A 24068-nucleotide genomic window follows, 5' to 3' on the forward strand; every position below is an offset into this window, starting at 1 on the left:
ACAGATATTATGAGGCAAGCCCGCCAGACCCTGATTTCACGCATAAGCACCGTATTGTGTGCGGCACTGCTGTGTGTGTCGGTAAACGCTGCCGAATACATGCCCAATTTCAAAGATACCGACATCAATGAATTTATTAATATTGTCGGTAAAAACCTTGAACGGACCATCATTGTCGATCCGAATGTACGGGGTAAAATCAGCGTACGCAGCTACGATATGCTGGATGAGGATCAGTATTACCAGTTCTTTCTGAACGTACTGCAGGTCTATGATTTTGCCGTGGTGGAAATGCCCAGCGGTATCCTTAAGGTGGTGCGTTCCAAAGACGCCAAAACCTCTAACATTCCGGTGGTAGAAGGCGCGCTCAAAGACGGCGATGAAATGATCACCCGCGTGGTGCCGGTTTACAACGTACCAGTACGCGAACTTGCCCCAATATTACGTCAGCTGAACGACCAGGCCGGCGGCGGTAATGTGGTCAGCCACGATCCGTCAAATGTAATGATGCTGACCGGACGGGCCGCGGTGGTAAACCGTCTGGTGGAAATTATTGAGCGGGTCGACCGCGCCGGTGACGAAGAAGTCGAAATTGTAAAACTGAAATATGCCTCGGCCTCTGAAATGGTGCGAATTGTTGAAAGCATTAACAATTCGCAGGGCAAAGCGGCCAATACCGGTAAATCTGAGCCTCGCGTGGTCGCGGATGATCGCACCAACTCAGTGATTGTCAGTGGTGATGTGAAAGCCCGCCAGCGTCTAATTAACCTTATCCAGCGTATGGATCAGGAGCTGGAAACCAACGGCAATACCCGCGTAGTATTTCTGAATTATGCCAAGGCCGAAGATATCGTACAGGTATTGCGTGGCGTATCTGCCAGTATTCAGGCCGAAGAGCAAAGCGGCGGCAGTAATCAGCGTCGTAGCTCCTCTAACCGCGAAGTCAGCATCGAAACCCACGAAGATTCGAATGCCGTGGTAATTACTGCCGAACCCGACATGATGCGCTCACTCGAAGAAGTCATCCGTCAGCTTGATGTACGCCGTGCGCAGGTACAGGTCGAAGCTATCATCGTTGAGGTATCGGAAGGCGATGGCAGTACCCTGGGCGTACAGTGGGTCTCGGAAGCCGGTGGCGGTACACAGTTTAACAATGGCGTGGTGCCGGTTGGTGCGCTGGGTGTGGCCCTGCGTCAGGCCGAAGATCGGGAAGTCAACCGGACCAATGTAACGGCCAATGGTGAAGTGGTCGAGTCTACTGAAACCATTGAAGGTAATCTGACGCCCCTGGCGAACCTGCTGGGCGGCGCCAACGGATTGATTGCCGGGGTCATTGAAGATGGCTGGGGCGCCGTGGTGCAGGCGGTCAGTAACGATACCAATTCCAACATTCTGGCCACGCCACATCTGACGACGATGGATAATGAAGAGGCATTCTTTATCGTGGGTCAGGAAGTTCCTATCATTACCGGTACAACCACCGGCGATAACAACTCCAACCCGTTCCAGACGGTGGATCGGCAGGAAGTCGGGGTAAAACTGAAAGTCACACCGCAAATTAACGAAGGTGACGCCGTTCAGTTGCTGATTGAACAGGAAGTGTCCAGTGTCAGCGGGGCGACCTCGGTGGATATTTCCATCAACAAACGGGAAATCAAAACCACGGTGATTGTGGATGATGGCGGCACCATCGTACTGGGCGGTCTGATTGATGAAGATGTACAGGAAAGTGTGTCTAAGGTACCGCTGCTGGGCGATATTCCTATTTTGGGACACCTGTTCAAATCGACCTCGACATCAAAACGTAAAACCAATCTGATGGTCTTTATCCGCCCCACCATTGTGCGTGACGGCGCGACCATGAATGAAATCAGTCACCGTAAGTACAACTATATCCGTGCACTGCAGCTCAAACGCATGCAGCAGGGTGTGCCCCTGATGCCAAATACAGAAGGCCCAAGCATGCCAGCCTGGGACGACAAACTGGCGCTGCCGCCGTCGTTTGAGGAATACATCATGGATAAAGAAAATCTCGGCGAAAACAAGGACGATGAGTAATTATGGCCGGGCACGATGATGAACAGCTTACGCAGGCCGTAGCCGCGCAGGAAGAGGCGCTGGAGGCGATGACCGACGAGGAGGCCCTGGAGAACCAGGAGGCCGGCCCCCGTCAGCTGGGCTTCGGCTTTGCCAAGCGCAACAAAGTGCTGCTGGAAACCAATGAATCGCCGGCCGTGCTGTATTACACCTCGCAAACGCCTTTTTCAGTGTTTGCCGAAGTGCGCCGCTTTTACGGTGAGCCCTTTGTGCCGAAACAAATTCCTGACGATGATTTTGAAAATGTTCTGACCAGCGCGTTCCAGCGTGACAGCTCCGCCGCCAAGCAGTTAATGGAAGACTTAGGCAACGAAAGTGATTTGTTTTCGCTGGCTGAAGACTTACCCGATACCGAAGATCTGCTGGACAGCGAAGATGACGCGCCCATCATCAAGCTGATTAACGCCATGCTCGGCGAAGCTATCAAAGAAGGCGCCTCAGATATTCATATTGAAACCTTCGAAAACCAGTTAGTGGTGCGCTTTCGGGTTGATGGCGTGCTGCGTGAAATTCTGCGCCCTAACCGCAAGCTGTCATCGATGCTGGTATCCCGCATCAAGGTAATGGCGAAACTGGACATTGCCGAAAAACGGGTGCCGCAGGATGGTCGTATCACGCTGCGTATAGCCGGTCGTGCGGTGGATGTGCGGGTATCAACCATGCCCTCCAGTCACGGCGAACGCGTGGTACTGCGTCTGCTGGATAAGAACAATGCGCGCCTGAATCTGGAAGACTTAGGCATGACTAAGCGCAACCGGGATGCGTTCTCAACCCTTATCCGCAAACCGCACGGCATTATTCTGGTGACCGGCCCCACTGGCTCGGGTAAAAGTACCACGCTGTACGCTGGCTTAAGTGAAATAAACAGCCGCGACCGTAATATTCTTACCGTTGAAGACCCCATTGAATTTGATCTGCCCGGCATTGGCCAGACTCAGGTTAACCCGCGTGTCGACATGACCTTTGCGCGCGGGTTACGCGCTATTCTGCGTCAGGATCCGGATGTGGTCATGGTGGGCGAGATCCGCGATATTGAAACAGCTCAGATTGGCGTGCAGGCCAGTTTAACCGGGCATTTGGTGCTCTCTACGCTGCATACTAATACGGCGGCTGGTGCCATCACCCGTCTCGAAGATATGGGCATTGAGCCATTTCTGCTCTCGTCCAGTTTACTGGCCGTACTGTCACAACGCCTGGTGCGCACCTTATGCAGCGACTGCAAAGAGCCGCATACGCCTAATGAACAGGAAGCACAGATCCTGGGTACCGCTGATTTAACCAGCGAGCCGACCATCTATACGGCGCGCGGCTGCGCGGCCTGTAATCAGACCGGTTACCGAGGCCGGACTGGTATTCACGAACTGCTGCTGGTTGATGAAAAAATTCGCGAAATGGTCCACGAAGGGCATGGCGAACAGGCCATTGAGCGATATATTCGCACAAGTACACCCAGTATTCGTGACGATGGCTGCCGCAAGGTACTGGCCGGGATCACGTCACTGGAAGAAGTGCTGCGGGTAACCCGAGAGGATTAGTATGGCGGCATTTGCATATAAGGCCGTCAATGACCGAGGCCGAAATTCCAGCGGCGTACTTGAAGGCGACAACCCCCGTCAGGTTCGTCAGCAACTGCGTGAAAAAGGCCTGATCCCGCTCGAAGTCGAACAGGTTGCCGAGCGCGCCAGCGCCGGTAAAGCCGGCTTTTCGCTATTCAAGCCACGGGTTTCTGCTGCCGATCTGGCGCTGCTAACCCGTCAGCTGGCCACGCTGATTGAATCTGCGCTGCCCATTGAGGAAGCGTTGCTGGCCGTGGCTGAGCAGTGTGAGAAACCACGCCAGAAGAATATGATGATGGCGGTCCGCAGCAAAGTGGTGGAAGGCCATGGGCTGGCCGATGCGCTGGCACAGTTTCCCAGTGTCTTTGACGAGCTGTATCGCGCCATGGTGGCCGCCGGTGAAAAGTCCGGTCACCTTGATACCGTTCTGACCCGGCTGGCCGATTACACAGAGCGCCGCCAGCAAACCCGCAGTCAGATTATTCAGGCGATGATCTACCCCTCGCTGATGATGTTCTTCGCGCTGGGCATTGTGCTTTTGCTACTGACTGTCGTGGTACCGAAAATTGTCGGTCAGTTTGATCATATGGGCCAGGATTTGCCCACCATCACACAGGTGCTTATCAGCGTCAGTGAATGGTTACAGAATTATGGGCTGCTATTACTGGGCGCTATCGCGATCCTTGTCGTCGTAATTCAGCGCATCCTGCAGCAAAAGGCGATGCGCCTGCAGTACCACCGGCTGCTACTGTCGATGCCACTGCTTGGCAAAGTCTCGCGCGGACTGAATACCGCACGCTTTGCGCGTACCTTAAGCATTCTTACCGCCAGTGCGGTACCGTTACTGGAGGCCATGCGCATATCCAGCGATGTACTGGAAAATCAGCACATTAAGAATCAGGTCGCTGACGCGGCGGTCAATGTCAAAGAAGGCAGCAGCCTGCGCGCTGCACTGGACAACACCAAAATGTTTCCGCCGATGATGATGCATATGATTGCCAGTGGTGAAAAGTCCGGTGAGTTACAGCAAATGCTGGCGCGCGCCGCCGATAATCAGGACAGGGAATTTGAGGCGCTGGTTGGTGTCTCACTTAAAGTCTTTGAGCCGTTGCTCATTGTATCAATGGCCGGCATCGTGCTATTTATCGTGATGGCGATCCTGCAACCTATACTTGCACTTAACAACATGGTGAACATTTAATGAAAACCTTAACTCGTAGCTCTGGATTCAGTTTGATTGAGGTCATGGTGGTGCTGCTTATCATCGGTATCATGGCCTCAATGGTAGCGCCGCAAATTCTTGGTAACCAGGAAGAGGCACAGCTTAAAAAGGCCGCGGTAGATATTCAGCAACTGGAAAGTGCCATGGAAATGTACAAGCTGAGAAATAACCGTTTTCCGACATCGGAACAGGGCCTGGAAGCGCTGGTGAGCGCACCAACCATCGAACCGATTCCGCGTAATTATCCTGAAGCTGGCTTTATCAAGCGTTTGCCGGAAGATCCCTGGGGTAACCCGTATGCCCTGATCAGCCCCGGCGAACTGGGTGTGGTAGATATCTATTCCAGCGGCCCGGACGGTGAACCCGGAACAGACGACGATATTGGGAACTGGAATATCAACGAATACCTGAACTAAGGCATCAGCTTTGTATGCGCGCTATGTCCAGGCCCTCAGTGACAAACGGCTTCACCCTGCTCGAGGTGATGCTGGTTCTGCTGCTTATGGGTCTGGCTGCTGGCTATGTGGTCTTTAACGCCTTTGGTACCAGTCAGAGCGATTTGCTGAAATCGCAGGCCTCACGGTTACAGGTACTGACCGACATGGCGAGCGACTATGCGGTACTCAATCAGCTGCAGCTGGGCGTTCGCATTGAAGAACAAGACAACACCTACTTCTTTGTTTATCTGGACGAAGACGATGAGTGGCAGCGCATAGAAGACGAAGACATTTATGCCAGTCACACCCTGCCTGAACCCTTTACCTTTACCCTGAATCTGGACGACTTGCCCTGGGAGCAGGAGGACCGCCTGTTCGACCGCGAGTTGTTTGATGAAAATCTCAGTGTGTCGGAAGAGGGAGTCGAGATTGGTGAAGAGGAAGAACGCCTGCCACCCCCCCAAATTCTGATCATGTCGAGCGGTGAAATCACGCCGTTTACCCTGACCTTTAATTTTGAAGGCGGCTTTGATGATGAGCCGGTCTATTTTGTGCTGAGTAACCGTGATATGCCACCACTGGAACTTGCCGGTCCGCTGGAGCAGCCACCGCTATGAACAGGTACCAACATGGCATGACACTGCTTGAAGTGATGGTGGCACTGGCTATTTTTGCACTCACCGGCAGTGCCATTTTAAAGGCCGCGGGCGATCACTTAAGCAGTGTCGGCCAGGTTGAGGAAATCACCTTTGCCAACTGGGTCGCCAGTAACCGCATGAGTCAGTTACAGCGCGAGCGTCAGTGGCCACCCAAGAAAAAGCGCGGCAGTATGGAAATGGCGGATCGCACCTGGTACTGGCAGCAGGAGGTCAGCAAAACCAATGATGATGAGTTGCGGTCAGTGACTGTCATTGTGGGCCTGGATGAGCAGTACAACAGTTCACTGACGTCGGTCACCACCTTCGTCGCCAAGCCGGGGGAGCGCTGATGCAACGCGGTTTTACGCTGCTTGAGATCCTCATTGCCATGGCCATTTTTACCCTTATCGGACTGGCCTCCACCGGCCTGCTGACCACGGTGATTGACAGTAATGCGCTGTCAGAACAACGCTTCGAACGTTTACAGCAGTTGCAGCGGGCGATGATCACCATTGAGCGCGATATTCAGCAAGCCGTGCCACGTCCGGTGCGGGTAGATGGCCAGAAGCGGGAAGTGGTCATGGCTGGCGGCCCCGCCGATGGCAGCGATGACGACGGGCTGGGATTTGTCCGCGCGGGCTGGCAAAACCCGCAAATGATGCTGCCTCGCAGCACCCTGCAGTATGTGGCGTACCGACTCAATGATGAAAAGCTGGAACGGCTGTATGGCAACTATGTGGATAATGTCATTGGCTTTGAACCTAAAGTACGGGTACTGATGGAAGACGTTACATCACTGAATGTGGACTTTATTGCCCAGCCGTCTCAGAACAACAGCGATGACGATGAACGACGCTGGTCTGAACGATATGCCGAGAAGACGCTGCCGTATGCCATTGCCATCGAATTTGAGTCGAAGGACTTTGGCCTGATCCGCCGCGAGTTTACCCTGGGAGGCACGCTGTGAACCGGCCAGGTCGCCAAAAGGGCGTGGCGCTGATGATCGTGCTGATGATTGTCGCGCTGGTATCTGTGCTGGCCACGGAAATGGGCTCGCGACTGCAGCTTCAGGTACAGCGCACCATGAATATTACCGACAGTAATCAGGCCTACTGGTATGCCATGGGCGCCGAAGCGTTTGCCAGAAAGTCGATCACCACGCTGATGGAAGAAACCAAAGAAAAAATTACCCTTAATCAGCCCTGGTCACAGGAATTTACCTATCCGCTGGATGGCGGCGGCCTGAAAGCCAGGCTGGAAGATATGCAAAGCTGCTTTAACCTGAATGCCTTACTGGAGGGTGCCGACCCGAATAATCCCCGGCAACAGACACTGGCGATGGAAGCCTTTCAGAACATGTTGCTGGCCACAGAGATTGATGCGCTGGATAATTACACCGCAGAGACTGTGCGTGACAGTCTGGCAGACTGGCTGGATGAGGATGATATAATGCGTCCCTATGGGGCGGAGGACAGCACCTATGAAGGACTTGAAAATCCTTACCTTGCAGCTAATGGCCTGCTCAGTGCGCAGTCAGAACTACGGCTGATAAATGGCGTGTCGGCCGACTGGTTGAATGCTATTCTGCCACTGGTGTGCGTGATCCCGGACAATCAAAGCCTGCGCATCAATGTGAATACCCTGACAGAAGAGCGTGTGCCCCTGCTCGTTGGTCTGACGGGAATAAGCCAGCCGCAGGCAGAAAATCTGATCAGCAGTCGCCCCCAGGAAGGCTGGGACGATCCACAGGACTTTTTAAGCCAGCCAGCGGTGCAGGCACTGAACCTGCCGCAGGATAAGCTGCAGTGGTTTACCGTGACCACCGAGTATTTTATGTTGCACACAAAGACCCGCTACAATAAAGCGAATTTTACAATGTCATCCATTTTCCATGTCGACGGTGACAATAACGTCAGCGTCATGCGGCGTGAATATGGAGGAGTAGACTAATGGAACAACTTATCGTCCGACTCGGCTCGCGCGCCGACGACCCCATTCACTGGCTGGTATGGTCAGATAACGAGGGCGAAATTATTGCCTCCGGTGAACTGCCGGATGCATCGCAGCTGTCAACGTTATCCGAGCGCGCCGGTGATCGCAGCGTGATAGCGCTGGCCCCGGGCAGTGACATTCTGCTCAAATGGGTAGACCTGCCTCCCCGGGCCGGACGTAAAGTGCTGTCGGCAATTCCGTATATGCTGGAAGATGAACTGGCCACCGATATTGAAAGTCAGTTTTTTGCCTACGGCGAAAAAGTCGGTAATCAGCAGGCCGTGGCAGTGGTCAGTCATGCACAGATGAGCACCTGGAAACAGTGGCTGGACGATGCCGGGCTTTACTGCGACACGCTGCTGCCAGATGTTCTGTCGGTGCCGCATAATCCGGACGGCTGGACCCTGCTGACGCTTGGCGAACAACTGATTTTGCGGGAAGACAGCTGGCGTGGGATGCAGGGCGAGTCGACCTGGCTGCTGCCAACCCTTGCGCATTACGCTGATCACCTTGAGCAGCCAATTACGCTGGTGAGTTACACCGATGTCACCCTGCCTGAAATGCCGGGCGTCACTGTCACCGCACCGCCCGCAGAATTACCTATGCAGGTGCTTGCCAAAGAAGCGCTGGCCTGTCGTTTCAACCTGTTTCAGGGCAGCTATAAGATAAAACGTAATACCCGTAGCGCCTGGCATCGCTGGCGTTTGGCAGCAGCCCTGGCGGTGGTCGCCATCGGTGCCAGCCTTGTTGACAAGGGCCTGACCCTGTATCAGTTACAGCAACAAAATGAGGCGCTGCGCGCACAGATTGAAGAGACGGTAGACGCCGGTTTTCCCAATATTGGCCCCTACCGTGATGTTAAACGCAAGCTCCAGTCAGAACTGGCGCGGTTAGAGCAATCTGGCGGCTCGGCATCAATGCTGGTCATGCTGGAACAACTTTCAGGGCCGTTCTCAGCCTCGCAGGTACGGCCTCAGACGCTACGTTTTGACGCCTCCCGCACCGAGATCAGGGTACAGGCCGTTGGCAGCAGTTTCGAAGCACTGGAGTCGTTTCGGCGTCAGGCTGAAAATGCCGGGTTTGTCGTCGAGCAGGGCGCCATTAATAACCGTGATGATGAGGTTATCGGTACCGTTTCAATCAGGAGTACATCATGAATGCGGTAATGGAAAGATATCGTGCGCTGACAGAGCGTGAGCAGTACCTGGTGCTGTTATCCGGCATTGTCATTATTATTGCCCTGTTTTATTTTGCCATCTGGTCGCCACTGAGCACGAGTGTCGCGCAGCAGCGGGCGCTGCTCGACAGCCAGCAGGAATTACTGGTGTGGGTGAAAGACAGTGCCCAGCGGGCCCAGCAGTTACGGCGCAGCCAGGGTGCCAGTTCTGCATTCTCTGGCTCGCTGCCACAGGCTGTGAACCGCACAACGGCACAACACAGCATTGCGATTGCCCGCATGCAGCCGCAGGGCGACGAGCTTCAGGTATGGGTCGATCAGGCACCGTTTAACAGCGTGCTGGACTGGCTGCAGAGTATGGAGCAGATGGGCATTATAATACTGCAGGCTGACATTACCGAAGCGGATAGCGCGGGCTACATTAAAATACGACGCTTACAATTAGGAAAAGCATGAAGTCACGGATTTTATGGTGCGCAGGCGGCCTCGCAGCCTTTCTCTTTTTTTTGCTGGCTTACCTACCGGCGCAGCAGGTCATTGGACGCATAACACTACCGGCTAATATCGCCATCAGTGGCGTGTCAGGTACGCTGTGGGAAGGCCGTGCCCGCACCGTGGTAGCCAATGGCCTGACTATTAATAACACCGAATGGCAGCTAAGTCCCTGGTCGTTACTGATTGGCAACCTGAGCGGCAGCATTAAGGCTGGCAATATACGCGATGCCAGCAGTATTGCCTTTCAGGGCCCGTTCTCGCTGGACCTGTTTTCCATGCAGCATGTTGAGTCAGAGAACTTTCTGCTGTACCTGCCAGTCGACCGTGTGCTGGCAGAAGTCTCTCTGCCACTACCGGTCAACGCCGGCGGCCGTTTTAAGGTTAGCCTGGACAGTCTGTCGTTTGGTCCGGCCTGCGAGTCGCTGACCGGAACCGGTGACTGGCTCAATGCAACGGTGGCCGGTACCCAGGGGCCCATCGATTTTGGCAGCTACAACGCCACGCTTCGCTGCGAGGGCGAGGCAATTGGTGTCGAAGTGAAAGAGCCTAATATGCTGGGTCTTAGTATGGACGCCGTGATCCAGCCCGACTTCAGTGGTATTCGTGTGAGCGGCAAAGTAAAGCCGGATGACAGCCTGCCTGACGAGGTCCATCAGGCGGCGCGATTCTTTGGCCAGCCCGATGCCAGTGGCTATATTCCGATTCAGCTCGACTGACCACTAAAGTGAGACCCAGCCGAAGGCCAGGCTGATGACTCAGGCGACAGCCAGCCCGGCCGCCTGCCAGCCTTTACCCGGTGTACAGGTCAGGAAAATGAAAGGGGGCCATGGCCAGTGACACAGCCAGTTCGTAAACGTCCTGGCGGGTTACATAATGGTGCGTGAATAACCCAATGGCACCGCCCTTTTGCTTGACGTTTTCGGTGGCAAACAAACGGTCCATTACATCGCCGAGTTCCTCCCCCGCTTCCAGCGCCTGATAAACCTGAGCCGGTAATGGCAGACTGGTACTGCGCGTCACCGACCAGCGTCCCTGGTGATACAGCGCCACATAGGCAAACGTGGCGGGACCATCATCAAGGACATCAACACCACCCTCGATGGCTGCATACCAGGCCGTCGGCGATTCATCCTCAAACTCTTTCAGGCAGGCCTTAACCCGGTTAATCGCCCCTTCCCGGGTGGTTTCTTCGTTCATGGGCTGATCCGGTACGCCACTAGGGACACTGGCGGCGATCACTTCAAACTCACTTTCCAGCATGTCGCATAAGACCACCGCGATGGCATTTACTTTAACCGGATTCGTGGAACCAACAATTAACTGTGACATTTCAGCATTCCTTTGTGACTGGACTGGCGAGGATAGCCGGGGTGATAGTGCGATAGTCAGTAACTGACGGGAAGCGTGCAATATCCCGTGGTGGCTGCTGACTGTCTGGATTGCTGACCGCCAGAAGATGGGCAATGCCGAATTCTTCGGCGGCCTGCAGAATACCAAGGCTGTCATCAACAAACAGGGTTCGTGCAGGATCAAAGCCCAGCCTTTGATGTAATTGCTGCCAGAGCTGTTGCGATTCTTTGGTCACACCAAACTCATGCGTCGAAATCAGCGTATCAATGTGGGTGTCCAGTTTGGTATGCTCGATTTTAAGGGCCAGACTGTCGGGGTGTGCATTAGTGACCAGCACCACTTCGCGACCCGATGCGTGCAATGCATCCAGAAACGGCAGGGTATCTTCGCGTAGCGCGATGAGATGCTCAATCTCCCGCTTGGCCGCCATGATGTCGAGGTTAAGTTCTTCGGCCCAGTAGTCCAGACAATACCACTGGATCTGGCCGCTTAAGCGGGCGTAGTGCTGGTGCATGCGCGCACGACAGTCGGCGAAAGGTTCGCCGGTCGCTTGTGCGACTTTTTTTGGCAAATGGTCTAACCAGAAGGTGTTATCAAAATGCAGATCGAGCAAGGTGCCGTCCATATCCAGCAGGACCGTGTCGATTTCGTGCCAGGGCAGAATTGGCAAGCGATTATCCTTATAATACAGTAAGCTTATTGGTATTGGACATGATAACGAAAGTTGTAAGCAGAGACATGCATAAAATCGACCCTGACAAGCCGCTCCCACTTATTCACAGCCGTGAAATCGTCGCCCGCAGCCGATTATTCCGGGTCGAGCAGGTCGATTTAGAATTCTCCAATGGTGCCACCCGGCAATTTGAGCGCATGGCGGGCACCAATCGTGGCGCAGTAATGATTGTCCCTATGCTCGACGAAGACACCATGGTGCTGATCCGCGAGTATGCTGCGGGTACCCATTCTTACCAGCTTGGATTTCCAAAAGGCCTGATCGATCCGGGCGAATCAGTGTCGGAAGCGGCCAATCGCGAGTTAAAAGAAGAAGCCGGTTATGGCGCACGCACCTTGCACGACATTCAGCAGGTAAGCATGGCCCCCACCTTTTTTAATGCCACCATGAATATTGTGATTGCCCAGGATTTGTATCCGCAGACCCTGCCCGGCGATGAGCCTGAGCCACTGGAAGTGATCCACTGGCCGCTGTCTGAGGCGGACGCCTTACTGCGCCGTGAGGATTTTGTAGAGGCACGCTGCATTGCGGCACTGTTACTGGCACAAAAATGGTTCACGGAGCAATAAAGGATGCCTGACGACACCCATAAAGCGCTACTGGAACTCGCTAAAGACGCAGCCAGAGAGGCCGGTGAAGCGGTATTGTCTATCTATGAAAAAGGCAGTTTTGATGAATATCAGAAAGCAGATGACTCACCGGTCACCAGTGCCGACTATCTGGCGAATGACATCATCAATCAACGTCTGCGTGAGGCGACCCCGGATATTCCTATTTTATCAGAAGAGAACAAACATGCTGGCCTGCACGAGCGCAAGCATTGGGATCGCTACTGGTTAATTGATCCCATTGACGGAACTCAGGAGTTTATTGCCCGAAGTGGTGACTTTGCTATCAATATTGCGCTTATTGAAGATAATCGCCCCGTCATTGGCGTGATTTTCTGGCCGCCCGGACAAACCATGTATTATGCCGTTAAAGGCGAAGGGGCATACAAGCACTGTCCGGATGAAGAGAAGCGTATTCGGGTCAGAAAGCTGGAGGATCCTCACCAGAGTGTGGTGATGATTGCCATCAGCCGTCGTCAGTCACGTCAAAAAGTAATATCCCGGTTAAGCGCCAAACGTGTCTACCAGACGCTGCCACTTGGCAGCTGTTCACTGAAATCCTGCTTTATTGCTGAAGGTAAAGCCGATGTCTTTATGCGCCTGGGTGTAACCGGTGAATGGGACACAGGTGCCTCTCAGTGCATCGTCGAGGAAGCAGGTGGCAGTATTCTCGCCGCCACCTTCGACCCGCTCACTTACAACCAGCGGCATACCCTGGAAAATCCTGACTTTATCGTACTCGGTGATCCAAGAGTTCCGTGGCGCGATATAGTTCAGTATGAGTAATGCTTCTGGCCCTCGTCAGACGCATTCGAATCTTCTCTAGTTAAGGAGTTCAACCATGAAACACTCTTGCAAGCGTGTCGTTGCAGCGACCGCCCTGGCGCTGGGTTTATCTGCGCCGGCCTTTGCACAATGGTCGCTGTCAAGTGATAAGAGCAGCCTGCACTTTCTGTCGACCAAAAACGCGCAGGTAACTGAAGTCCATCAGTTTCACTCACTAAGTGGCTCGGTCTCACAAGACGGGAAGCTTAACGTGGACGTTGATCTGGCGTCTGTGGATACATCCATCGAAATCCGTGATACGCGGATGAAAGAGTTGCTGTTCAAGGTTGCTGATAACCCGCGCGCCACCTTCACCGCTGCGTTGCCGCAGCCGATGATGGCGATGGAAGCCGGTGACACAATGACAGGTGAAGTGAAGGGCTCGCTAACACTGCATGGCGAGTCAATGCCAGCGAGCTTTATGGTCAGAGCCAGTAAGTTGTCGGATGAAACATTAACCGTCTCAACCGTTGCGCCGACCCTGATCGAAGCCGATAACTTTAGTCTGGTAAAAGGACTGAAAGAACTGCAGTCTATCGCAGGATTAAACAGCATTACGACCACCGTACCCGTCACTTTTTCTGTGGTCTTTTCTCAATAATTACGACGAATCGCCATGCTCACCGAAGGGGCTGTTGTCGTAACGGTGAGCGAAACACAAAGGTTTGTCCCCCGAAAAGCATTACCGGGGCATGCGGTACGGCAGTGTGACTAATCATACCGCCGCACCGTGATCATCATTACCAGGAAAGTAAGTACCTACTGACCACTCAGGGCAGGTTGCAAAGCAGCAGGCCGGTTCAGGCATTGTACTGGCATACGCTGGCGACGCTCTGCAGGTAACGCAGGTGTTGCGGGCAGCCGGTGTGTCAGTGCAAAGCAGGCAATACCCACGTCAACTCGCTTAATTGCCATGCAGGGACGCAACTCGTCGCCAGTGACAAAAATGCCAGTGCGACGGGCAATTGACCCGATGTGCTGATGACTTGACAGCCGAATGATGGGCGCTGCCAGCACCATCGGCAACAGCACCGGTAACAGCCACATAAACAGAGCCGGGGTGAAGTACCAGGTGGTCACGCCCCAGACGACAGCCAGGCAAGACATTAGCTGAGTATATTTGATGGCGGCCCGCCAGGGCACCGTTTCTCCGTCTCTTGCCTGCGCCTCCCATCTGACTTTGTGGCCGACAAAAACGCTGAGTACGAAAAAGCTGTGATAGAACATCATCAGCGGTGCGATCATGACCGCTGCAAGCAACTCCAGCGCGGCCCCTTTAAGCAAAGCCCAGGCGCCGCCAAAGTAATCCCGGCGCTGCAGCAGGGCCAGAACAATACCTAGTAGTTTTGGCAGGATCAGTAAAGTGGCGGTCCCCCACAGTGTAAATTGCATCATATCCTGCTTCGCCACCTGCCAGCTTGGGAACAGCTGATAGTCAGAGACAAAAAACTGTGGCGCTGTCGTCGCTTTGATAAGCGCATCAGCGGTGCCCAGCAGTAGCATACTAAACAGGATCAGTGACGATATATAGGCAAAGGCACCAAACACAAAGTGCAGGCGGCTGCGCAGGGACAAGCCTTTGGTGCCAAGCATGCCAAGATGCTGAATATTCCCCTGTACCCAGCGCCGGTCACGTACTGCATAGTCCACCATGTTGGCAGGGACTTCCTCATAACTCCCTGTCGTGTCTGTCAGCAGGTAGGCTTTCCACCCAGCCCGGCGAAGCAGGGCTGCCTCGACGAAGTCGTGACTTAAAATTTCACCGCCAAACGGGCCAGGAGCCGATAAGGATGGGAGTCCGCAATGTGACACAAACGCAGAGATACGGATAATGGCATTGTGGCCCCAGTAGTTGGCGCTGTCGGTTTGCCAGAAGGATAAACCGGTTGCCAGCATCGGACTGTACAACTGGGCAGCAAACTGGACGAATCGTCCGAACAGTGTACGCTGGCGTACAGGCATAGGAATGGTCTGGATAAGCGCAGTATCTGCATTCTGCTCGATACGCCGGGCCAGGTCCAGCATTCGCTCAGCCGACATAATGCTGTCAGCATCAAGCACGATCATTGACTCGTAATGCGCTCCCCAGCGCTCACAGAAATCCTTGAGGTTGCCCACTTTACGCTGCGTATTCTTTTCCCGGCGCCGGTAAAATATGTGCTCGCCTGCACGGCCCAGTCGCGCCTTCAGCCTGGCCCAGCCACGAAGCTCTGCCTCTGCCAGCGCACTTTCTTGCGTATCACTGAGCATATAGAAGTCGAAATGCTCAAATTCAGGCGTACCGGCCAGTTCGCGAACACAGGCTTCAAAGCCCACCATGATACGCGCGGTGTCTTCGTTATACACCGGCATGACCACAGCATGGCGGGCCTTAAGAGCAACGCTCTGATCAGGCCTTGGCTGTTGTTTTGCCAGGCTGAGCGGGTCCCGTCTGAGCAGACACAGCACAAAGCCAATGACGGCTGTCCAGAACGCCATCGTGAGCCACGCGAATAAGACCACGCCCAGCCCAAGTTGCACGCTTTCCAGAGTGTTGAGGCCATTTGCCGCAAAAATATCATACAGGCTCCAGCCCGCCAGCGCGGTACTCGGGATCACCAGCAACGCCATAACAAGTAGCCGAAGCTGTCCTTTCACGCAGGCAAACCGAGCGGCAAGGTCGCGGGCCGGTGGGACAGATTGTGATTGGTTACTTAGGTTGATAGACATAATTCCATACCTCACTGAGTCGTTTACCTGCAGAGGCGATATGCACACGCATATCAACCGGTTTGTCGCTTTTCGGTGTTACCAGGAATGTCGCTCGCCATTCTTTGCCCCCGTTGACGGCAAACACACGGGTTTCTGACACGCTGGCATTAGCAGCCTCGGCCACCAGCGTGGCGTCTGTCAGTGCCGCGGCAGTGTCCGGCGCACTAAAATCTACGGTAAAGCGACGTTTGGCAGACTCATCCGTCGCTTCCTCGCCGGGCAACACGGTACTGCCATGCCGGGTCCGAACCACCTGTGCGACACTGGTGTCGAGTTCAGCTCCGTTCACTGTCTTGAGCTGGTAGGCAAAATAACGTTCATCACCTGCCTGCATGGGACTAGCCGGTACCCAGTACGCCACAATATTGTCGTGCGTTTCGGAGTCTGTCGGGATTTCGACTAACTCCAGCCTTCCTTTGTCGAACCCCGCCTCGGGCGTAACCCAAAGACCAGGGCGCTGATGATAAAGGGCTTCACTGTCCAGATAGCTCTGCCAGTTCAGATCACGCTGAAGCATGCCAAACCCTTGTGGAGCGGTGTCACTGAGCGAGGTGATTTGCAGATTTGCCGGATTGGTCAGCGGGCGCCAGATACGCTCACCGGCATGGGTGTGCATCAGAACACCGTCGCTGTCATGCACCTCGGGACGGTAATCGTCCGGACGGGTAGCAGAATTTTCACCGTACAGATACATACTGGTAAATGGTGCAATACCTAGCTTTTCCACGTCCTCGCGGGCAAAAAGCCAGCTCTTCACATCAACAGTGGTGTCCTGACCAGGAGTGATGACAAAGCGGTATGCGCCAGTGACAGACTCACTCTCCAACCGGGCATACACCGTTACCGGGCCTTCCTCGTCGGGCTGTTTTAGCCAGAATGCCGTGAAGTGTGGAAACTCTTCACCTTCAGGTGAGCCGGTATTCAGTGCCAGCCCCCGCGCCGATAACCCATACACCTGATCCTGTCCAACCAGGCGAAAATACGACGCGCCAAGAAAGACCACAAACTCGTCGCGGTAATCGTCGCGGTTTATTGGATAATGCAGGCGAAAACCTGCATACCCGTTTTTCTCATTGGTCAGTCCCGCAAATTGTTGTGCGCCTTTATCGTAGCGAAATTTTTCTGCACTGAAGGGTAGCCGGGTAACCTCGTTGTCGTCGCCGACTGTATAAATTGTCACTGGCTTGTCATAGAGAAACCCTGGGTGAAATAGCTGCACGTCGTAAGGCGAAGTCTCTTTCCAAAGACTTTGCTCCGGGCGAAAACGAATCGCCCGATACTGCTGATAATCCATGCCTGCCAGCTTTTCATGCAGTTTGTGGTCGGTAAGGGTGTAGTCCTGTCCGGCGGACTGCTTTGCGTCTTTAATAATGGACTGGAGTAATGAGCTGTCAGCGCTGGGCGGCGATGAAGACGATTGCGCATAGCCCATTTGGGTGCTCATAAGAACAATGGCGGTTGCCATCAGCGCTGACAAAACAACGCCTGCTGCCTTTATGCCCGCCACCGATGAGAATTGAAAAAACCCAGCGCTGCCGCCAGTTATAAACCTGATCCCGCGTTTACCTGTCATGCTTTGTTCACCTCATTCGTCCTTTTCGGGCGCGTGGATTACCCGCGCAATTGAGATAAGCGCTATCGCAAAACCTGTTCCATCCCGGTCAGCCGTATCAAAAAAAATATTTTTTAATTTAAAAACAATCTTTTAGGTATATCTCTACGCCTTGTCGATGTCTTATTGGGGTTAAACAATGCAGGTACAGTGCGTAAATCCTCGCTGTTTTTGTTGGTTTTTTGCGACACTTTTACACGAACTGACCTGATTTCCCGTCGCATTGCCAGGCCAGCCTTTTTAAAATGGCAAGCCACATGGCTATAACTCTCTAAAAAACCTGGTTTTTTTTAACCTTTACCTTAATATCAGCAACATCTGGCAAAGCCTTTGCTGGGGCTGTGCCCGCTGTATCGTCACAGCGTAAAGATGTTTATTACGGAGAGAAGCAATGAAAAAAGTCGTTACACTACTTGGTCTGAGTCTACTGGCTGCCACCCCTGTTAAAGCACTGGCAAGCGACCTGGACTGGCAATATGTCGAAGGTGGCTATACGCAACTTGGTGTAGATGACAACGATGAGTTTGATCCCGACGGTATTGTCGTAGCAGGCACCTATCTGACCACCCCGAATATTTATGTAACCGGCGAGTATAAAATGACCGAAGAAGGCCGCTTTGATCTTGATATGCTTACATTAGGTGGTGGTTATCGTGTTGCACTGAATAACCATACCGATGCGTATGCGGGGGCGAATTTCGAACGTATTGACAGCTCAGGCTATGATGAAAACGGCTACAGTGTGAATGCCGGCCTGCGCACCAAGTTAACCCCTCAACTGGAACTACTTGGCGAGGTGGGCTATTACGATGTCGTCGATGGTGAAGCGACGGTGAAAGTGGGCGCCAATTATTCCCTTACCGCCAATTGGGCGGTCGGTGCCAGTTACGAAAGCATCGGTGATCTGGACGCGGTGGCACTGACAGCACGCTACAGCTTTTAATCACATTACCGGGCGAGCGGCGACGGCGCTGCTCGCTGCGGTAGTTAGCGCATCGGTGCGCTTAGATCCGGACAAAGATAATAAAGGCGTTTCACACCAGGCAGTCTGCCAGGGAACGTTCTTACCAAGGGATAAGCCATTGCCCGCGAAACCAACCTTGCGACTACGCACTTCAGGACTCGCTAAGTGACGATAGATTTGTTTGCATCTTCCCTAGTGTTCATCACTGCCGACGTCATCAGGATGACGTATATCAACGGTCTCGTGCAGCTCTGAATACACCAGTACCGCGTCGCCCGACTTAAGCCGCGCAATCACCTGCTCAACCTTGGTTGCAAACGCCACTTCCTGCTCGCCATAGTCGGTACCTTCGCGCAATACAAAAGACTCGGCAATGCTTTGCAAGGTATCAGGCGAAAGGGCATCCAGGGGAATAATCATATCTGCTCCTGTTTTATCGGCCAGCACAGGCGTAAGCCTGCCGGCTAGAATGGCTGTCTTAGTCTGCGTGTTTTTGCATGGGCAGAAAGTCACTGATAAATTGCGTGACGCGCTCATGTAACCAGGTGCGGGGCCGAAACGGATTACCCTGCATAAAGCCCACATGACCACCGCGTTCACTCAACTCTACCCGTACCGGTCGGGCCAGATCGGTTTCTTCCGGGATGATCAGGTGATTCATAAACGGATCATCTATGCTGTGCAATACCAGCGTCGGACAGTGAATGGCGCTCAAATAATGAAAAGAGCTGCACTTCTCGTAATAGTCCTGTGCATCGGCAAACCCATGCAGCGGCGCCGTCACTTTTTCATCAAACTCTCTGAAGCTTTTAATACAATCGACGTCGTCACTGCTTAGCTGAATATGATGACGGTAATCAATAGCGGCCATTTTTTTCTTCAGGGTATGCTTCATGCTCTTCAGCAGGTATTTCTGATACACCCGGGAAAAGCCCTGATTAATTGATGCCGCGCATTCTGACAGTTTAAACGGCGGTGAAATGGCAACGGCGGCTTTTAGCCATGTTTGGGCCGGGTTCTCGCCCAGCAATTTAAGCAGCATATTGGCGCCCAGTGAAAAGCCGACAGCAACCTTGGGCAAGCCCGGAAAGCGCTTTTCAAGATCATTCAGAAAGTAACTGGGGTCGCCCGTTTCACCGCTATGATAGGCCCGCGGCTGACGGTTTGGTTCACCCGAACAGCTGCGAAAGTGCATCAATACAACCTGCCAGCCATTTTTTGATAACGCGGCCATCATGTCGTGCGCATAATGTGACCGGATACTGCCCTCCAGTCCATGAAACATGGCAACAATCCCAGTGGGTTTAGCGGGCGACGGCCCGTACGCAACATCCACAAAATCCTCATCCGGCAGAGTCAGACGCTCCATCTGATACGAGACCGGCAGCCGGCGCTGAATAAAGCGCGGCCAGATAGTCTGTACATGACGGTTGCGTGCCCACCAAGGGGCTCGAAAATCGCTACGGGTTATCACGCCATGAGAACGGTTACGCTGGGTCATGCTTCATTAAACCCTGCAAGCTGGCCGACAATAGTACTAATGTGACGGCGCGCAGGTTTGCTGTCCCGCAGTCCATAGCAGTGAATAAACGCAGCCACGCTGGCATTAAGTACCGCGTTCTGGCCGTCGGCTGCAACCATAGTGACCTCATCAAGATCATGAAAAGCACGAATAAGCGCCCGCTGCTGCTCACGTTCAAGCGTCAGTTCCTGCTGCTTACAGGCGTTATAGGATTGCTCATCACCGCCGTTGTCCGGATGCATCTCGCGACGTTTGCGACGCTGCACAACCAGTGCTTTTTCAGAGTCTGACAGGGCCTGCGCCAGCTGTCTGAACTGCGCCAGGTTAATCACGGCACCGTGCTTAAGGCACCAGCACAGCAATAGTAGCAGGTTCACATTCACATCATGTTTGTCCTGCAGCGCCAGTGCGTGCAGGGCAATATCCTTATGCGCGTAGCAGGCGCAGCTGAATTGCCAGAATTCGTCATAACCCGGTTCAGCGTTGTGCATCAAACGTCTCCCGTGCAGTTTCCAGGGCATCCTGTTGCTCCAGCCATGCAGCCTCGTGTTCCTGCATGCTGGCGTTAAGCGTTTTCTGCTCATCCAGTAATGCCATCAGTGCTGGTTTGTTGTCCTCTTCATACAAGGAGGCATCGGTGAGCCTGGCTTCTACCTCTTCAAGCTGTCGCGACACCCTGTCCATTTGCGTTTCGTGATTTTCCAGTGCTTTACGAATGGGCGCAACCTGACGCCGAAACTCGGCCTCGCGGCGTTTCTGTTCTTTACGGTCCGGTTTTTGTGTCGCCTCGTCAGCATTTTGCTTTGACGAATCCTGAGGTGTTGCCTGCTGCGTTAAAATCCAGTCGCGGTAATCGCCAAGATCACCATTAAACGGGCCGACCTGACCGGCGTCAACCAAATAAAAGTCTTCACACACCGCAGACAGCAAAAAGCGATCGTGTGACACCAGAACCATGGCACCGGTGAAGCCCTGCAGCGCAATATTGAGCGCATGGCGCATTTCTAAATCCAGATGGTTGGTGGGCTCATCCAGCAACAGCAGGTTAGGCTGCTGATAGACGATGAGCGCCAGAACCAGACGCGCTTTTTCACCACCGGACATTGGCGCGACCTGTGCCAGCGCCTCGTCGCCATGAAAGCCAAAGCCGCCCAGATAATCACGTAACTGCTGTTCGGTTGCGCGGCCGTCGAGGCGCTGCAGGTGCAACAGAGGGGAAGCTGCCGGATCGAGGGTTTCCAGCTGATGCTGGGCAAAATAGCCGACTTTGAGGCCCCTGGCGGTAGTAAATGTTCCCTGTTTCGGGGCGTGTTCGCCGGCAAGCAGTTTGATCAGGGTCGACTTACCCTGGCCGTTGCGCCCCAGCAAGCCAATGCGGCTGCCCGGTACCAGGTTCAGTTTCACCTGACTGAGCACAATATGACTGCCATAGCCCAGCAGTACGGCCTCCATCTGAACCAGCGGATTAGGCAGCGCGGCGGGCTCGGCGAACTCAAAACTGAACGGACTGGCCGCATGCGCAGGCATCAGTGATTCCATTTTCTCCAGTTGCTTGATCCTGCTCTGGGCCTGTTTAGCCTTGCTGGCTTTTGCCTTGAAGCGGGTAATGAAAGATTCCAGATGGGCGACTTTCGCCTGCTGCTTTTCATATTCAATGTTCTGCAGTCGCAGGCGCTCAGCTTTTTGCGTTTCAAACGCAGAATAGTTACCCGTATAGGTGATCAGGCGCTGATGCTCAACACTGAGGATGGTCGATACGGTACTGTCAATAAACGCTTTATCATGAGAAATCAGCAGCAAGGTTCCTGAATACCGTTGCAGCCACTTTTCCAGCCAGATCACAGCATCCAGATCAAGGTGGTTGGTCGGTTCGTCCAGTAACAGCAGATCAGACGGGCATAAGAGTGCCTGAGCCAGGTTCAGACGCATTCGCCAGCCCCCTGAGAAATCCGTGACCGGCGCGCTGAGTTGCGATACAGAGAAACCCAGCCCGGCCAGAATTGTCGAGGCCCGGGCATCGACATCGTAGGCGCCGGCAGTTTCCAGCTGACCATGCAGTAATGCAATGGCTTCACCGTTTTCCTCACGCTCGGCCACGGCTAACCGGGCCTGAAGGTCGCGCAGGTGCCGATCGCCGTCAATCACATACTCGATTGCGCTGCGGTCAGTGGCGGGCGTTTCCTGCGCCACACTGACAATGCGCCAGTCTGCGGGCAGATAGCATTCTCCGGCGTCGAGCGACAATTCACCTCGTAACAGCGAAAATAAACTGGACTTGCCACAGCCGTTGCTGCCAATCAGAGCCACTTTATGGCCGGGAAACACCTGCGCTGACGTGTTCTCGAGCAAGACTTTACTGCCACGCATGAGGCTGATGTCGGTAAGTTTTATCATTCCCCTTCCAGTACTGATGAAAATAACGCGCGTATCATAGCAAACCTGCGGTCAATATTGTCTTCTGATCACGGCTGCGATTATCTGTATACTAGAAAAGAGGTGAACAAGAGAAAGAAGGTTCTATGCAAAAAAGAACAAAACGGCGGTTTATTGCCGGGGCGACCTGCCCGAAGTGTCAGGCACTGGATACCATTTCGCTGTTTTTTGAAAATAATATCGAAAAGCTGGAATGTGTAGCCTGTGGCTACAGCGAGTCACAGACAGGTGGAACCACAGGTGCAGCGACGCGAAAGAATGAAGACGTCATTGGTATTTTCAAACCGGAATGATTTGCCTGTCCACGACCACCCCTGTTACCCAAGACCTGTACGGGAAGTGTGTGCTCACTCGCTCTGTTGCCTGTAATGACCTGCCTCAGTAATGCGGTGGTGGTGTTTCCTCAGACTGGCGCGCCACGTTAGATGGCTCAATGGTTTTCACTCTGTCCATCACATGTTTAAGCTTAAACGCAATATCATCGAGTCGCTGCTGCTGCGCAGCCAGCGCATCATTCAGTGCTTCGATGGTATGTTCCTGAAAGGCCACTTTGGTTTCCAGTTCGTCAATTCTTGCCAGCGCCTTTGTCAGCGAAGTGTCCTGATGTCTACTCATTACGCCGTTCCCATTGTTCGGTCAGTCCGCTGCTGCTGGTGGTCAGGATAAACCCATCCCGCGGAAAACCAACGGCATAGACGACGGCTGTTGGCGGCGAAACCGATTCGCGAACAGCCACTTCCCAGGCATCGATTTTCTCACCTGTTTTTACGTCCCAGAGAAATACGCGCCGCGACGGCGATCCGGTCAGTAAAAAGTCACCCTCTTTTGAAAAGACAGCATCGGTAAAAATTTTCTGGCGCGCAATATACTGCAATTGACTGACAGGTTCACCTGTTTGTACGTCCCATATTTGCGACTTGTCCTGGCTGTCAGCGGTAAACGCATAGCGCCCCTGATCATCTAACGCAACTTTGGTGACCCGGGACGGGTGGGTGAAGGTATGGATAATTTGTCCGGTATCGGTGTTCCACAGGTACGCGGTGTAGTCGTTGCCGCCGCTTAAGGCATATTTGCCGTTAGGTGAAATATCAATGCTGTTTACTTTTTCGGTATGCCCCAGAAATTCCAGGCGGCGCTGTGATTCAGGCTCAAAGTACATGACCTGTCCACTGGATCGGGCCACCAGTACGCCCCTGCCACCACTGGCAACCGCGACATCGCGGATTGTCGACTCATCAATACGCCAGAAGCCGAGCGGTTCTCCCGTCGCCATACTCCACAGCGCAAACGCTTCTCGGTCAGCCGTTACCACATGGCTTTTATCCGCAGCAATATGCACCGCGATAACCAGGTTTTCGCCTTCTCCCTGCTGTGCCCAGTGGTAAACGGGCTCATCATTGCCCAGACGCCACACATTGATTCCGTTAGTTACACCGCTGGCAACAATTAGCTGCCCATCTGCAGAAATGTCCGCTGCGTACGCGCCGTCTTTCACATGCCGCCACTGGGCTACCGGTGTAGTCTCCGGAATTGTACATCCGCTTAATACACAACTTACCAGGACAAATAACAGTGAAGCACGGAACAATTGCGCCTTAAACATAATCAAATGGGTTTCGCTTTGAGACTGCTGCGTTTACCATAGCATGGAAATCG

At 53.6% G+C, this 24068-nt stretch carries 26 protein-coding genes; 16 read left to right on the forward strand and 10 right to left on the reverse strand.

Translation table 11 applies throughout. The annotated features are described in order from the left end of the window. The first annotated feature begins 9 nt into the window (after positions 1-9). From gspD to IE054_RS13270, 11 genes are read left to right on the forward strand one after another with little or no spacing between them, the layout of a single operon-like run. The gene (gene gspD, locus IE054_RS13220; RefSeq protein WP_373293895.1) at positions 10-2058 is read left to right on the forward strand and encodes a type II secretion system secretin GspD; all 2049 of its coding nucleotides are present in this window, start codon (positions 10-12) and stop codon (positions 2056-2058) included. 2 nt (positions 2059-2060) lie between these two features. Then, positions 2061-3632 carry a type II secretion system ATPase GspE gene (gene gspE / locus IE054_RS13225; protein ID WP_189407160.1) on the forward strand — a complete coding sequence of 524 codons (1572 nt, stop codon included), beginning with the start codon at positions 2061-2063 and terminating at the stop codon, positions 3630-3632. 1 nt (position 3633) lies between these two features. Continuing rightward, entirely contained in the window at positions 3634-4854 is a 1221-nt protein-coding gene (gene gspF / locus IE054_RS13230) for a type II secretion system inner membrane protein GspF (RefSeq protein ID WP_189407161.1), read from the forward strand. Continuing rightward, positions 4854-5291, forward strand: coding sequence for a type II secretion system major pseudopilin GspG (gspG, locus tag IE054_RS13235; RefSeq protein WP_189407164.1), 438 nt, complete (start codon positions 4854-4856; stop codon positions 5289-5291). The genes gspF and gspG overlap by 1 nt, the downstream gene beginning before the upstream one ends. 14 nt (positions 5292-5305) lie before the next feature. After that, complete coding sequence (gene gspH / locus IE054_RS13240; RefSeq protein WP_189407166.1) at positions 5306-5929, forward strand: type II secretion system minor pseudopilin GspH; 624 nt, start codon at positions 5306-5308, stop codon at positions 5927-5929. Next, positions 5926-6300 carry a type II secretion system minor pseudopilin GspI gene (gspI, locus tag IE054_RS13245; protein WP_229805146.1) on the forward strand — a complete coding sequence of 125 codons (375 nt, stop codon included), beginning with the start codon at positions 5926-5928 and terminating at the stop codon, positions 6298-6300. Before gspH ends, gspI begins: the two co-directional genes overlap by 4 nt. After that, positions 6300-6917 (forward strand): type II secretion system minor pseudopilin GspJ, encoded by a 618-nt coding sequence (gspJ, locus tag IE054_RS13250; protein WP_189407168.1) that lies wholly within the window; start codon positions 6300-6302, stop codon positions 6915-6917. Before gspI ends, gspJ begins: the two co-directional genes overlap by 1 nt. Then, positions 6914-7900: a type II secretion system minor pseudopilin GspK gene (gene gspK, locus IE054_RS13255; RefSeq protein WP_189407171.1), complete on the forward strand. Its 987-nt coding sequence runs from the start codon at positions 6914-6916 to the stop codon at positions 7898-7900. Before gspJ ends, gspK begins: the two co-directional genes overlap by 4 nt. Continuing rightward, entirely contained in the window at positions 7900-9099 is a 1200-nt protein-coding gene (gene gspL / locus IE054_RS13260) for a type II secretion system protein GspL (RefSeq protein WP_189407173.1), read from the forward strand. The genes gspK and gspL overlap by 1 nt, the downstream gene beginning before the upstream one ends. Next, a complete protein-coding gene (locus IE054_RS13265) occupies positions 9096-9575 on the forward strand; it encodes a type II secretion system protein M (protein WP_189407175.1) in 480 nt (159 codons plus the stop codon). The genes gspL and IE054_RS13265 overlap by 4 nt, the downstream gene beginning before the upstream one ends. After that, the gene (locus IE054_RS13270) at positions 9572-10330 is read left to right on the forward strand and encodes a type II secretion system protein N (RefSeq protein WP_189407177.1); all 759 of its coding nucleotides are present in this window, start codon (positions 9572-9574) and stop codon (positions 10328-10330) included. The genes IE054_RS13265 and IE054_RS13270 overlap by 4 nt, the downstream gene beginning before the upstream one ends. 73 nt (positions 10331-10403) lie before the next feature. Here IE054_RS13270 and yjjX read toward each other — a convergent pair whose 3' ends face one another. Together yjjX and yrfG are read right to left on the reverse strand one after the other, a co-directional pair. Further along, entirely contained in the window at positions 10404-10943 is a 540-nt protein-coding gene (yjjX, locus tag IE054_RS13275) for an inosine/xanthosine triphosphatase (protein WP_189407179.1), read from the reverse strand. Between the two features lies 1 nt (position 10944). Continuing rightward, entirely contained in the window at positions 10945-11634 is a 690-nt protein-coding gene (yrfG, locus tag IE054_RS13280) for a GMP/IMP nucleotidase (protein ID WP_189407182.1), read from the reverse strand. A gap of 68 nt (positions 11635-11702) precedes the next feature. Between yrfG and nudE the strand changes: the two genes are divergently transcribed. From nudE to IE054_RS13295, 3 genes are read left to right on the forward strand one after another with little or no spacing between them, the layout of a single operon-like run. Further along, positions 11703-12266 carry an ADP compounds hydrolase NudE gene (nudE, locus tag IE054_RS13285; RefSeq protein ID WP_189407185.1) on the forward strand — a complete coding sequence of 188 codons (564 nt, stop codon included), beginning with the start codon at positions 11703-11705 and terminating at the stop codon, positions 12264-12266. A 3-nt stretch (positions 12267-12269) separates the two neighbouring features. After that, complete coding sequence (cysQ, locus tag IE054_RS13290; protein WP_189407187.1) at positions 12270-13091, forward strand: 3'(2'),5'-bisphosphate nucleotidase CysQ; 822 nt, start codon at positions 12270-12272, stop codon at positions 13089-13091. Positions 13092-13146: 55 nt separating this feature from the next. Then, entirely contained in the window at positions 13147-13731 is a 585-nt protein-coding gene (locus tag IE054_RS13295) for a YceI family protein (RefSeq protein WP_189407189.1), read from the forward strand. Between the two features lie 158 nt (positions 13732-13889). Here the strand turns inward: IE054_RS13295 and mdoH are convergent, their stop codons facing one another. Both mdoH and IE054_RS13305 read right to left on the reverse strand, forming a co-directional pair. After that, on the reverse strand, positions 13890-15839 hold the full coding sequence (gene mdoH / locus IE054_RS13300; protein WP_189407192.1) for a glucans biosynthesis glucosyltransferase MdoH: 1950 nt from the start codon (positions 15837-15839) through the stop codon (positions 13890-13892). Beyond that, positions 15820-17454, reverse strand: a complete 1635-nt coding sequence (locus tag IE054_RS13305; RefSeq protein WP_229805148.1) for an OpgD/OpgG family glucan biosynthesis protein — start codon at positions 17452-17454, stop codon at positions 15820-15822. Before IE054_RS13305 ends, mdoH begins: the two co-directional genes overlap by 20 nt. Before the next feature lie 430 nt (positions 17455-17884). Here IE054_RS13305 and IE054_RS13310 point away from each other — a divergent pair, with 430 nt between their 5' ends. Beyond that, positions 17885-18436, forward strand: coding sequence for an outer membrane beta-barrel protein (locus IE054_RS13310; protein ID WP_189407194.1), 552 nt, complete (start codon positions 17885-17887; stop codon positions 18434-18436). Positions 18437-18649: 213 nt separating this feature from the next. Here the strand turns inward: IE054_RS13310 and IE054_RS13315 are convergent, their stop codons facing one another. From IE054_RS13315 to IE054_RS13330, 4 genes are read right to left on the reverse strand one after another with little or no spacing between them, the layout of a single operon-like run. Beyond that, positions 18650-18877: a YheU family protein gene (locus tag IE054_RS13315; RefSeq protein ID WP_189407195.1), complete on the reverse strand. Its 228-nt coding sequence runs from the start codon at positions 18875-18877 to the stop codon at positions 18650-18652. 58 nt (positions 18878-18935) lie between these two features. Next, positions 18936-19958 carry a hydrolase gene (locus tag IE054_RS13320; protein WP_189407197.1) on the reverse strand — a complete coding sequence of 341 codons (1023 nt, stop codon included), beginning with the start codon at positions 19956-19958 and terminating at the stop codon, positions 18936-18938. Then, the gene (locus tag IE054_RS13325; RefSeq protein ID WP_189407199.1) at positions 19955-20470 is read right to left on the reverse strand and encodes a TIGR02444 family protein; all 516 of its coding nucleotides are present in this window, start codon (positions 20468-20470) and stop codon (positions 19955-19957) included. The genes IE054_RS13320 and IE054_RS13325 overlap by 4 nt, the downstream gene beginning before the upstream one ends. Continuing rightward, complete coding sequence (locus IE054_RS13330; RefSeq protein WP_189407201.1) at positions 20457-22373, reverse strand: ATP-binding cassette domain-containing protein; 1917 nt, start codon at positions 22371-22373, stop codon at positions 20457-20459. Before IE054_RS13330 ends, IE054_RS13325 begins: the two co-directional genes overlap by 14 nt. Before the next feature lie 125 nt (positions 22374-22498). On the opposite strand from IE054_RS13330, the gene IE054_RS13335 reads away from it, so the two are divergent. After that, on the forward strand, positions 22499-22705 hold the full coding sequence (locus tag IE054_RS13335) for a YheV family putative zinc ribbon protein (RefSeq protein ID WP_189407204.1): 207 nt from the start codon (positions 22499-22501) through the stop codon (positions 22703-22705). Positions 22706-22790: 85 nt separating this feature from the next. On the opposite strand, the gene IE054_RS13340 is transcribed toward IE054_RS13335, so the two are convergent. Together IE054_RS13340 and IE054_RS13345 are read right to left on the reverse strand one after the other, a co-directional pair. Beyond that, positions 22791-23027 (reverse strand): SlyX family protein, encoded by a 237-nt coding sequence (locus IE054_RS13340; protein ID WP_189407206.1) that lies wholly within the window; start codon positions 23025-23027, stop codon positions 22791-22793. After that, positions 23020-24015 (reverse strand): WD40 repeat domain-containing protein, encoded by a 996-nt coding sequence (locus IE054_RS13345; protein ID WP_189407376.1) that lies wholly within the window; start codon positions 24013-24015, stop codon positions 23020-23022. The genes IE054_RS13340 and IE054_RS13345 overlap by 8 nt, the downstream gene beginning before the upstream one ends. Between the last annotated feature and the right edge of the window lie 53 nt (positions 24016-24068).

Source organism: Alteromonas halophila, assembly GCF_014651815.1.
Taxonomy (GTDB): Bacteria; Pseudomonadota; Gammaproteobacteria; order Enterobacterales; family Alteromonadaceae; genus Alteromonas; species Alteromonas halophila.

Excerpts from the sequence above, each read along its gene's own strand:
- gspD (WP_373293895.1), top strand. The coding sequence starts at position 10 with ATGAGGCAAGCCCGCCAGACCCTGATTTCACGCATAAGCACCGTATTG.
- gspE (WP_189407160.1), top strand. The coding sequence starts at position 2,061 with ATGGCCGGGCACGATGATGAACAGCTTACGCAGGCCGTAGCCGCGCAG.
- gspF (WP_189407161.1), top strand. The coding sequence starts at position 3,634 with ATGGCGGCATTTGCATATAAGGCCGTCAATGACCGAGGCCGAAATTCC.
- gspG (WP_189407164.1), top strand. The coding sequence starts at position 4,854 with ATGAAAACCTTAACTCGTAGCTCTGGATTCAGTTTGATTGAGGTCATG.
- gspH (WP_189407166.1), top strand. The coding sequence starts at position 5,306 with ATGCGCGCTATGTCCAGGCCCTCAGTGACAAACGGCTTCACCCTGCTC.
- gspI (WP_229805146.1), top strand. The coding sequence starts at position 5,926 with ATGAACAGGTACCAACATGGCATGACACTGCTTGAAGTGATGGTGGCA.
- gspJ (WP_189407168.1), top strand. The coding sequence starts at position 6,300 with ATGCAACGCGGTTTTACGCTGCTTGAGATCCTCATTGCCATGGCCATT.
- gspL (WP_189407173.1), top strand. The coding sequence starts at position 7,900 with ATGGAACAACTTATCGTCCGACTCGGCTCGCGCGCCGACGACCCCATT.
- IE054_RS13265 (WP_189407175.1), top strand. The coding sequence starts at position 9,096 with ATGAATGCGGTAATGGAAAGATATCGTGCGCTGACAGAGCGTGAGCAG.
- IE054_RS13270 (WP_189407177.1), top strand. The coding sequence starts at position 9,572 with ATGAAGTCACGGATTTTATGGTGCGCAGGCGGCCTCGCAGCCTTTCTC.
- yjjX (WP_189407179.1), bottom strand. The coding sequence starts at position 10,943 with ATGTCACAGTTAATTGTTGGTTCCACGAATCCGGTTAAAGTAAATGCC.
- nudE (WP_189407185.1), top strand. The coding sequence starts at position 11,703 with ATGCATAAAATCGACCCTGACAAGCCGCTCCCACTTATTCACAGCCGT.
- cysQ (WP_189407187.1), top strand. The coding sequence starts at position 12,270 with ATGCCTGACGACACCCATAAAGCGCTACTGGAACTCGCTAAAGACGCA.
- IE054_RS13295 (WP_189407189.1), top strand. The coding sequence starts at position 13,147 with ATGAAACACTCTTGCAAGCGTGTCGTTGCAGCGACCGCCCTGGCGCTG.
- mdoH (WP_189407192.1), bottom strand. The coding sequence starts at position 15,839 with ATGTCTATCAACCTAAGTAACCAATCACAATCTGTCCCACCGGCCCGC.
- IE054_RS13305 (WP_229805148.1), bottom strand. The coding sequence starts at position 17,454 with ATGACAGGTAAACGCGGGATCAGGTTTATAACTGGCGGCAGCGCTGGG.
- IE054_RS13310 (WP_189407194.1), top strand. The coding sequence starts at position 17,885 with ATGAAAAAAGTCGTTACACTACTTGGTCTGAGTCTACTGGCTGCCACC.
- IE054_RS13315 (WP_189407195.1), bottom strand. The coding sequence starts at position 18,877 with ATGATTATTCCCCTGGATGCCCTTTCGCCTGATACCTTGCAAAGCATT.
- IE054_RS13320 (WP_189407197.1), bottom strand. The coding sequence starts at position 19,958 with ATGACCCAGCGTAACCGTTCTCATGGCGTGATAACCCGTAGCGATTTT.
- IE054_RS13325 (WP_189407199.1), bottom strand. The coding sequence starts at position 20,470 with ATGCACAACGCTGAACCGGGTTATGACGAATTCTGGCAATTCAGCTGC.
- IE054_RS13330 (WP_189407201.1), bottom strand. The coding sequence starts at position 22,373 with ATGATAAAACTTACCGACATCAGCCTCATGCGTGGCAGTAAAGTCTTG.
- IE054_RS13335 (WP_189407204.1), top strand. The coding sequence starts at position 22,499 with ATGCAAAAAAGAACAAAACGGCGGTTTATTGCCGGGGCGACCTGCCCG.
- IE054_RS13340 (WP_189407206.1), bottom strand. The coding sequence starts at position 23,027 with ATGAGTAGACATCAGGACACTTCGCTGACAAAGGCGCTGGCAAGAATT.
- IE054_RS13345 (WP_189407376.1), bottom strand. The coding sequence starts at position 24,015 with ATGTTTAAGGCGCAATTGTTCCGTGCTTCACTGTTATTTGTCCTGGTA.